The sequence below is a fragment of the Psychromonas sp. genome, assembly GCF_041586535.1.
Lineage (GTDB): Bacteria > Pseudomonadota > Gammaproteobacteria > Enterobacterales > Psychromonadaceae > Psychromonas.
In genome coordinates this window covers 1-8,586 of sequence record NZ_JBFGZY010000164.1, presented here as the reverse complement: position 1 = coordinate 8,586, position 8,586 = coordinate 1, and the positions used below count along the sequence as shown (strand labels likewise).

The window sequence follows — 8,586 nt, the reverse complement described above, 5'->3', positions numbered from 1 at the left end:
TGTAATAAATAATGTTATTGGCAAATTACTTTTGTTAATATTGCAAATATAAAATGGATGACGAAAGGAAAACGGCATGCTGACGCGTTCTGATGATTTAGAGATTTTACTGGCGGTAATCGACAGCGGTGGTTTTTCAGCAGCAGCCGATGCACTTAATATTCAGGTGGCAAGAGTGTCCCGCGCAGTGAGCAAAATAGAAAAGCAGCTTGCTGTCACCATTTTAAATCGCACCACCCGGCGGATAGAACTAACCGATGAAGGCCGGCAGTTTGTTGATTCGGTACGTCTGGGGTTGTTACAAATTCAACAGGCAGAAGAAGAACTTGTGTCACGCGGTGAGCTACCCGCAGGTAGGCTACGGATCGATGCGGCAAGCCCCTTTGTTTTTCATCAGTTGGTACCACTGATTCAGTCTTTTAAACAAGCCTTTCCTGATATTCAACTGGAGATCACCTGCAATGAAGGTTTTGTGGATCTGTTGGAAAAAAGAACCGATCTGGCGATCCGCATTGGTAAATTAAGCGATTCCACGTTACATGCGCGGCCGTTAGGAAAAAGTTTGTTATATATGGTGGCGTCACCAGAGTATCTGGCCAAAAGAGGCGTGCCAAAAAGCGCCAGCGATTTATCGAGCCATCAATTGATTGGTTTTGCCGGCGCAAAGGTATTAAACCGCTGGCCATTAGCCGGGATTGATTATATTGAGCCGACATTGACCGCCAGTAATGGTGAAACGGTGCGCCAACTTGCACTCGCAGGAAATGGCATTGCCTGCTTATCGGGTTTTATGGTCAATAAGGATATCGCAGCCGGCAGGTTAGTGCCGTTATTAGAGCAGGGAAAATTGCTCAATACCGATCGCGAGCAGATTAATGCCGTATTTTATAAGTCTTCTTCTGTTGCGCGGCGTATATCGGCATTTATTGATTTTATTCAGCCAAGGCTCTCTTTGTAACCCCGGCTATTTTATTATTGCAAATATTACTCTTCTCCAGGAAGTCTATAAAACAGCTGCTGGAGTTCGCTAAAATACCGGCAATTGCAGCGGGCACAATGTAAAAGCAAATACTACAATCCAGAGATTATCTGCTCGAATCAGCATTGAGCCCACCAATACCACTCCACCAATAAACTGCATTCCGAGGAAGATCTTAAGCAGGTTTTCAGGCTCATATTTACGCAGCAGCAAGCCATTAGCACAGTTCACAAGGACAACTGCATTACCAAGCAGCAAGCTGCCAGCGGCAAAAATCAACAGACCAAAAATGGTAACCGGCTTACGGCCAAAGCGATCCGATAATGGTCCGCCTATCAGTTGACCATTAGCCAGACCCGATGGATAGAAACCATTGATGTTTTACTGTGTAAAACACCGGCAATCACAGGAATAGCAGGAAGGTAACCATCAATTGCAAAGGGAGTGATAGCAGAAATAGCTGCAAGCAATACTACTATTGATTTTGTTATATGTTTGTCCATGCGGCTTCTTATTTATCTTTCCGGAAAGATAACAACTGAAAGTTAAATTACCTCCGGCAGAGCCGGAGGCTTATTTGATTACGCCCTCAAAGGGCTAAAGTAAACGCCCAAGGCGTTGCCGTATTACATTTGAAGCTTTATTGATCTCGATGTTCATCTTCTTTTTCTTGATTTCTAATATATTCAAGAACCATATTTTCATCTAAACCAACAGTGGAAACGAAATATCCTCGAGCCCAAAAATTTTCGCCATTAAAATTCCGTTGGCGTCCTCGAAAGTTCTTCGCTATCGAAATAGCACTTTTACCTTTCAAATAACCCACTACATTTGAAACGGCAAACTTGGGAGGGGTACTCAAACAAATATGAACATGATCCCTCATCAAATGCCCTTCTTCGATTATTACACCTTTTCTTTTAGCTAATTCATGGAACGTTTCACTTAAGTGTTTTCTAATCGCTCCATATATTAGTTTCTGTCTTTTTTTAGGGATAAATACAATATGGTATTTACAATCCCAACGGGTATGAGACAAACTCTTATAGTCTCGCATAGGTTTTTTCCTCTTTACTTTTGGTCGAGCAAAGAAGATACCCCCACCGTAGTCACGGTCAAACCTATGCGAGTCACCCCAGCTGAGCTGGGGGTTTATCAATGTTTAATTAAATGAGATGGGATTCTGGACTTTTGTTGCAAGTGAAATAACGACTCAGGCTAACCTGAGTCGTTATTTTTTATTAAACTTCATCTGTTGTTACTTGCTGTAATTTGCTGCTGCCGGTAACAAACAGGGTTAGTGCAGCAGTAACGCTTAGAATAATGCTGCTGATAAATACATTATCTGTTCCACCGGGTATGTACTCAATAAATGAGGTTAAAAACTGGCCAAAGAACACTGCCATCGTAAAATACGATAAATTACGGCCACGTACGTTTGCTTCGCTGCGTTCAACCGTCATATGGTTTAAAAGCGGAATGCTAAAGCCAAAACCAATACCGCTAAAAAGAGCGCCAGACACTAATGTAGGCGTACCCGTTTGCAAAAAGCAAATATACGATAAACCGTAACTGATAAAGGCGAGTGCTAATACGTTTTGCTCGCCAAGCTGTTTAGTTACCTTGGGCATAAAGTGGGCCGCGGCAACGGCAATTAATGAGATAAGCGCAAGTAATAAACCAACTTGTTCTTCATTATAATCTTGTGAGTGCATGGTACTTGGTAGTAAAACGACGGCTACAAAAAACGAAACCATAGAAAACACAGTAACTAAATACACACTTTTAAGTGATAATCCTCTCTCAAGCATTGTATGATCTTCGGGTGCATCGGCTTCTACTTCAACAGGGTGTTGACGTGGTACAAAGAATAAAAGCATCGCTAAGAACAGCCAAGCAATTAAATAAAGTGATAGCGGTAATGCCCAGTATTGCGCGGCAAGTAAGCCACCTACAAACAAAAATATTACGCCGCCCAGCTCTATCGCCATACCTTGTTTAGCCATCATGCCTAAGCGTGCTTGACCAAAATACCACTGCGAAATTAACATCGTACAGCCAGCCATCACCACAGAAGTTACCCCACCAAGTAAAATACGGTTAGCAAAAACAAATACCGGGCCATGTAAGCAATAAACGCTTGCACCTAAAAAACCATATAAAAACAATCCAGCAACAAGCGATTTATAAGCGCCGTACTTATCAATCAACCTGCCGGAAATGGGTGCAAAAATAACAGCGCCTAAAGCGGGTAATGTAATTAATAATATGGCGTTATCGGCCACACCCAATGCACTCGAAATACTGATTAAACCAGGCGCTACAAGCGCGCCCACCATAATAGTTAAACAGGCAATGCACAGTAAAGTGTAGCTACCCGTCGCTTTTAGTTTTTTCATACAAGTCTCTAATAATGTTTTAAAAAAGGTAACTACTCAGGTGTTTGCTATGCAAGCCTTTTTTATAAAAAGACAAAGTTTATCAAGGGCACTGAGTAGTTATGGCAGTGAAAAATTTTTATTTTTTTGCAAAAGAATTTAAAATCGCACTGAGTGAAATTAATACAATGCTGACAGCTACAACACCCGGCCATTGATAAAGTGAAAATGCTTTAACGCCGATAATAGAGCCTAGCGCTCCACCGGTGTAATAGAACAGCATGTAAATGCCATTGATTCGGCTTTGTGCAGTTGGGCCGATGCTAAATACACGTACCTGATTAGCCACTTGTGCGCTAAAGATGGCAAAGTCGATTAAAAAAATACCCACAATCAATGCAACCAGGTTTCCTGCAAACAACCCGGTTATTGCAAAGCCGGCAGCCGCTAGCGTTAGTACAATCATTACTAATTTTTTAGAGCCAGTTATATTGACCCATTTGCCAGAAGATTTAGCACCAATAACACCCGCTAATGCAATCACCCCAAAGAGTCCCGCTTGCTGTGCATTGTAATTAAAAGGTGCATCGCTTACATAAAGAGCAAGTGTTGCCCAAAGTACATTAAAAGAAGCAAACCAAAATGCGCCAGTAAGGGCAAATATTTGCAGTGATTTATGTTTAACAAATAAACTCACGCTGCTTTTTATAAGTGGCAAATAACGTAAGTTGCTGTGCGGTTTATTCGTCGGTAAAAATGAATACAGTAAAACACCAAATACAGTCGCCAACCCCGCTGACATAATAAATACACTGCGCCAGCCAAAGTGTTCACCAACAAATCCGCTTAGGGTTCTTGAAAGTAAAATACCAAGGGTTAACCCCATCATTAATGTGCCAAGAGTTGCGCCTTTTTTCTCAGGCGGGACAATTGAGGCAGCAAAGGGAATTAACTGTTGCGTAATATTGGCGCTGACGCCAATTAAAAACACCGCAGCTAATAACACCGGCAAACTGGCTGCTATCACTGCAAAACTACAAGCCACAACCAGTAAGCACGATAAAATAGCGATTAAGCGCCTGCGAGCAATTGAGTCACCCAAAGGTGAGATAAATAACAACGCAAAGGCATAACCAAATTGCGTTAATGCCGGAATACTGCCTAATTGTGAGTGAGTTAAATTAAACTCGTTGGCAATAAGCGGTAAAATAGGTTGGTTGTAATAGAGGTTTGCAGCCGTTGCGGCAATTGCTGTTGTCATCAGTAATAAAATAAATCGACTTAATGGCTGATATTGTACGGTGTTACTCATTTCCATTTTCATCTCCGGTGGAAAAATTATGCGTGGATGATAGGGCTTATTAGCCCATAACAAAAATGACAATATTTAATTGAATCTATACAAATACTGAATACATAATTTTTTTAATATACAGCGTGGTTCAAATAGGCACGCAGGTTTTTCACCCAGCATGATTAGCCACCGAAGTTGCATCAGGTTCTAGAGCGCCATATAGTTTAAAAAAACGGCACCAGCGAGAGACCAAATGGCCTCAGGCAAGGCAAATTTTTGAAGATTTAGTGCGCTAAATCGAAGAAATTTAACGCTGCATGTGGTTATTTGGGCCTCGCCCTTCGGGAGTGCCTGAAAATAGTCCATACTACGTTGTGTCAGCTTGAAATAGGTCACTATTCCTTCGCTAACACGCCTTGTTTGGACAATTTTCAGTCAGCTCTGGTGTTCGCTTTTTAAACTATATGGCGCTCTAGCGTCGCCAGACCTGGTTCACCTCCTCGCCGTTTTATTATTGTCTTAAAAGCAATTGTGATTCGCATTTTTCCTTATATATAAGCAAATTAAAACAAGTAATAATGCGTTTAACTTAAACATTGCAATCTTCACGTTAATGATGGAAAACTGCTTTATGATTACTTTGCACGGTTTTGCCGCCAGCAACTATTACAACCTGGTAAAACATGTACTTCTATACAAACAATTGCCATTCCAAGAAAACCTTCTTTACGGTGGTAGTGACGAGTTACTGGCAATCAGTCCGGCAGGCAAAGTACCTGTTATCACAACAGCTGAAGGCTTTAATATTTCAGAGTCGAGTGTCATTTGTGACTTTATCGAAGAGAGCTACCCTGCCGCTCCGCTATACCCTGAAAATGCAGGAGAGCGTGCAGTTGTTCGCCAAATTATGAAAATAGCAGAGCTGTATTTTGAACTGCCAAGCAGACGGCTTATACCTTATGCATTTTCGGGTACAGAAGCTCCTGAATCGCTTAAAGCTGAAGTACGCCAGGTATTAAAGCGCGGCATTGCCGCCTTAAGCCGCTTGTGTCGGTTTTCACCCTGGATTGCAGGTCAACAATTTACGATGGCTGACATCTACGTTTATTACGTAAACACCATTGTCAGCACTTTTGGCGCTAGTCAACTTGACTGGGATGTACTTGCAGAGGTACCTGGAATGAAAGAGTGGAACGATTCTATGAGTCAATCTGCTATTGCCCAAAACGTGGAGGCAGATCGCCTGGCAAACATGCCCGAGTTTATGCAGAAACTGAAAGCTCAGTTTAAAGCAGCGAAAGCTAAATAGTACTTAGCAATAAAATTATCAATACAGAAGTATTCACTTGAATTCAACGACAAATAGAGCCTAGAGCACCATATAGTTTAATTATTTGCAGGAGAACACCTAAATGACAGAGTCAAATATCCAACTAACTTCAACAATCAGCGAAGACAATAAATTAACACTGGCCTTACAAGAAATTGAAATGCCGCAACCTGCTGCCGATGAAGTGGTTATTCGCATTGAAGCAGCGCCATTAAACCCATCTGACTTGGGGGTTCTGTTCAGCGCCGCTGATATGTCAACCGCGACACAATCAGGCACAGAGCAAAACCCGGTCATTACTGCTGATGTTCCAGCCCAGTTTATGCCATCACTTAAAACACGTGTTGGTAAAGCAACACCAGTTGGTAATGAAGGCGCAGGAACTGTTGTTGCAGCTGGCTCATCGCCTGCGGCACAAGCATTAATGGGAAAAACCGTTGCTGTAATTGGCGGTGGAACTTATCGTCAATATCTATGTGCAAATGTACAAAGCTGCCTGGTATTAAAAGAAGGCACGACGGCTAAACAAGGCGCATCTTCTTTTGTTAACCCGCTTACCGCATTAGCGATGGTGGAAACCATGCGTGCTGAAGGCCATAAAGCCATCATTCACGCAGCGGCGGCGTCTAACCTTGGGCAAATGCTAAACCGTATTTGTATTGCCGATGGCATCGATTTAATTAACATTGTACGTAAAGCAGAACAGGAAACACTGTTACGTGGTATGGGCGCAAAATATGTTGTCAACTCAAGCAGTGAGACTTTCCTTGCAGACTTAACGGCGGCGATTATTGAAACCGGTGCAACTATTGCGTTTGACCCAATTGGTGGCGGTCAATTAACCAGTGACATTCTTAACTGTATGGAAGCTGCTGTGGTGCGAGATATGAAAGAACACACCATTTATGGATCGAATACTTTCAAACAAGTTTACATTTATGGCGCATTAGACCGTGGCCCTATTACCCTAAATCGTAACTTCGGATTTGCTTGGGGTGTCAATGGATTCTTATTATTCAATGCGCTAGGTAAATTAGGCAGTGAAACTGTCGCTGCGATGCGCAAACGTGTTGCAGATGAAATCACCACCACATTTGCCAGCCACTACACACATGAAGTGTCATTGCCTGAAGCATTACAATTACGATCGATCGCGGCTTACTCTAAACAGGCTACCGGTGAAAAGTACTTAATTGCACCTCAAAAGTAAGCACTTAAGTGATTGAATAAATTAAATTTATTGTAATTGTCATTTGATAATCGAAAGGTGTGCTGTACACACCTTTCGATTATGCATACAGAGAAGATTATTTCCCTGCCATATTCATATAATACAGCGCTGTTTTAAATCCAGATGGACGCCCTACCATTTTTGACAAGGGTTATTTCCGCTTCGCCTCGGCGTCCTTGTCCGTCATTACGAAGTTGTAACCGGAGTAAATTATTCTTAACAACTTCCGCATTAAAAAATAAAGGTTTAGGATTATAGTCCCTGGCAAGGATCTGTCGTAAATAAAATGTTTTGACAATTAACTTACATTGCATTGTATTTTTTTAGCAAAAACGCCCTTATGCAGAATATGCCATTTAGCATACTCTTCTGCCGGCAGTGGCCGGGAGATCATATAACCCTGCGCCATATCACAACCGATATTTTTAAGAATTAGCATGATAAAAGTAACCAATCTCAGTAAATATTTTGGTAAAAAAAAGGTTCTGAAGGGAATCTATTTTGAAGTTAACGCGGGTGAGATCATCGCCGTTATCAGCACTTCCGGAACAGGAAAATCCACACTACTGCGCTGCCTGAACTATCTGCCCCCCCTCTGCTGGCACTATTGAACTTGATGGTCTTAAGGTTGATAGCGCAACGGCAACCCGGAAGCAGAGCATTGCCTTGCGCCGCAACCTCTCTTTTGTGTTTCAAAACTATGCCCTGTTTGCCAATAAAATGGCACAGGAAAATATCAGCGAAGCGCTGATAACAGTTTGGAAACAATCCAAACCTGAGGCGAATACCCGCGCTCTTGAGATTCTCGAAGAGATAGGTCTTGTTGAACACGCCAACCACTACCCCAGCCAGCCCTCGGGCAGTCAACAACAGCGTATCGGCATCGGCAGGGCGATGGCAACTCAAAGCCAGGTTATTCTCTTCGATGAGCCCACATCGGCGCTCGACCCCGAATGGTTAGATGAAGTGCTCGGCTTAATAAAACGTTTGGCTGAGCTACATCACACCATGGTGATCGTTACCCATGAAATTGAGTTTGCCCGTGATATTGCCGACCGTGTGATATTTATGGCTGAAGGTAAAATTATTGAACAGGGGCCAACTGATCAATTAATTAGCAACCCTAAGGATCCAAGAACCCAACGCTTTCTGGGGCGGATTTTGCGCGAGTAATTAAGCTGTTGGTGGGAAGAGCCCCATCAACAATAGATAATACCAATCAGATTAATTATCTGATCATTTATGCTTGTTAAAATAAATGCTAGCTTCGTTATTGATTTTGCAATTAGAACAACTAGTTACTGCAATCAATGCCTCGCTTTCATTTATTTTTCCTGACGCCTAAACAGATCATTTAATTAATCCAATTGGTAT

Annotated in this window: 11 protein-coding genes and 1 pseudogene; 5 read left to right on the top strand and 7 right to left on the bottom strand. The window is 42.2% G+C overall.

The features are described 5' to 3' along the window. The first annotated feature begins 76 nt into the window (after positions 1-76). Complete coding sequence (locus ABZA00_RS15285; protein ID WP_372883021.1) at positions 77-958, top strand: LysR family transcriptional regulator; 882 nt, start codon at positions 77-79, stop codon at positions 956-958. A 69-nt stretch (positions 959-1,027) separates the two neighbouring features. Here the strand turns inward: ABZA00_RS15285 and ABZA00_RS15280 are convergent, their stop codons facing one another. From ABZA00_RS15280 to ABZA00_RS15255, 6 genes and pseudogenes are all read right to left on the bottom strand, one after another. After that, on the bottom strand, positions 1,028-1,210 hold the full coding sequence (locus ABZA00_RS15280; protein ID WP_372883020.1) for a hypothetical protein: 183 nt from the start codon (positions 1,208-1,210) through the stop codon (positions 1,028-1,030). 60 nt (positions 1,211-1,270) lie between these two features. After that, a pseudogene (locus ABZA00_RS15275) lies at positions 1,271-1,315 on the bottom strand (hypothetical protein); the annotation flags it as partial. Then, positions 1,315-1,482, bottom strand: coding sequence for a hypothetical protein (locus tag ABZA00_RS15270; RefSeq protein WP_372883019.1), 168 nt, complete (start codon positions 1,480-1,482; stop codon positions 1,315-1,317). The gene ABZA00_RS15270 and the pseudogene ABZA00_RS15275, both read right to left, overlap by 1 nt. Before the next feature lie 137 nt (positions 1,483-1,619). Then, positions 1,620-2,036, bottom strand: a complete 417-nt coding sequence (tnpA, locus tag ABZA00_RS15265; protein ID WP_372883018.1) for an IS200/IS605 family transposase — start codon at positions 2,034-2,036, stop codon at positions 1,620-1,622. A 184-nt stretch (positions 2,037-2,220) separates the two neighbouring features. Beyond that, positions 2,221-3,378: an MFS transporter gene (locus ABZA00_RS15260; protein ID WP_372883017.1), complete on the bottom strand. Its 1,158-nt coding sequence runs from the start codon at positions 3,376-3,378 to the stop codon at positions 2,221-2,223. Between the two features lie 118 nt (positions 3,379-3,496). Beyond that, positions 3,497-4,675: an MFS transporter gene (locus tag ABZA00_RS15255; protein ID WP_372883016.1), complete on the bottom strand. Its 1,179-nt coding sequence runs from the start codon at positions 4,673-4,675 to the stop codon at positions 3,497-3,499. Positions 4,676-5,282: 607 nt separating this feature from the next. On the opposite strand from ABZA00_RS15255, the gene ABZA00_RS15250 reads away from it, so the two are divergent. Beyond that, entirely contained in the window at positions 5,283-5,960 is a 678-nt protein-coding gene (locus ABZA00_RS15250) for a glutathione S-transferase family protein (protein ID WP_372883015.1), read from the top strand. Between the two features lie 103 nt (positions 5,961-6,063). After that, entirely contained in the window at positions 6,064-7,191 is a 1,128-nt protein-coding gene (locus tag ABZA00_RS15245) for a zinc-binding dehydrogenase (RefSeq protein WP_372883014.1), read from the top strand. A gap of 319 nt (positions 7,192-7,510) precedes the next feature. Here ABZA00_RS15245 and ABZA00_RS15240 read toward each other — a convergent pair whose 3' ends face one another. After that, positions 7,511-7,651, bottom strand: a complete 141-nt coding sequence (locus ABZA00_RS15240; protein WP_372883013.1) for a hypothetical protein — start codon at positions 7,649-7,651, stop codon at positions 7,511-7,513. On the opposite strand from ABZA00_RS15240, the gene ABZA00_RS15235 reads away from it, so the two are divergent. Further along, complete coding sequence (locus ABZA00_RS15235; protein ID WP_372883012.1) at positions 7,650-7,823, top strand: ATP-binding cassette domain-containing protein; 174 nt, start codon at positions 7,650-7,652, stop codon at positions 7,821-7,823. The two genes, ABZA00_RS15240 and ABZA00_RS15235, sit on opposite strands and share 2 nt — an antisense overlap. After that, on the top strand, positions 7,795-8,385 hold the full coding sequence (locus tag ABZA00_RS15230; protein ID WP_372883022.1) for an amino acid ABC transporter ATP-binding protein: 591 nt from the start codon (positions 7,795-7,797) through the stop codon (positions 8,383-8,385). Before ABZA00_RS15235 ends, ABZA00_RS15230 begins: the two co-directional genes overlap by 29 nt. Positions 8,386-8,586 lie beyond the last annotated feature (201 nt).

What these genes read in the sequence shown, in the direction of transcription:
- ABZA00_RS15285 (WP_372883021.1), top strand. Translation starts at nt 77, where the DNA reads ATGCTGACGCGTTCTGATGATTTAGAGATTTTACTGGCGGTAATCGAC.
- ABZA00_RS15270 (WP_372883019.1), bottom strand. Translation starts at nt 1,482, where the DNA reads ATGGACAAACATATAACAAAATCAATAGTAGTATTGCTTGCAGCTATT.
- tnpA (WP_372883018.1), bottom strand. Translation starts at nt 2,036, where the DNA reads ATGCGAGACTATAAGAGTTTGTCTCATACCCGTTGGGATTGTAAATAC.
- ABZA00_RS15260 (WP_372883017.1), bottom strand. Translation starts at nt 3,378, where the DNA reads ATGAAAAAACTAAAAGCGACGGGTAGCTACACTTTACTGTGCATTGCC.
- ABZA00_RS15255 (WP_372883016.1), bottom strand. Translation starts at nt 4,675, where the DNA reads ATGGAAATGAGTAACACCGTACAATATCAGCCATTAAGTCGATTTATT.
- ABZA00_RS15250 (WP_372883015.1), top strand. Translation starts at nt 5,283, where the DNA reads ATGATTACTTTGCACGGTTTTGCCGCCAGCAACTATTACAACCTGGTA.
- ABZA00_RS15245 (WP_372883014.1), top strand. Translation starts at nt 6,064, where the DNA reads ATGACAGAGTCAAATATCCAACTAACTTCAACAATCAGCGAAGACAAT.
- ABZA00_RS15235 (WP_372883012.1), top strand. Translation starts at nt 7,650, where the DNA reads ATGATAAAAGTAACCAATCTCAGTAAATATTTTGGTAAAAAAAAGGTT.
- ABZA00_RS15240 (WP_372883013.1), bottom strand. Translation starts at nt 7,651, where the DNA reads ATGCTAATTCTTAAAAATATCGGTTGTGATATGGCGCAGGGTTATATG.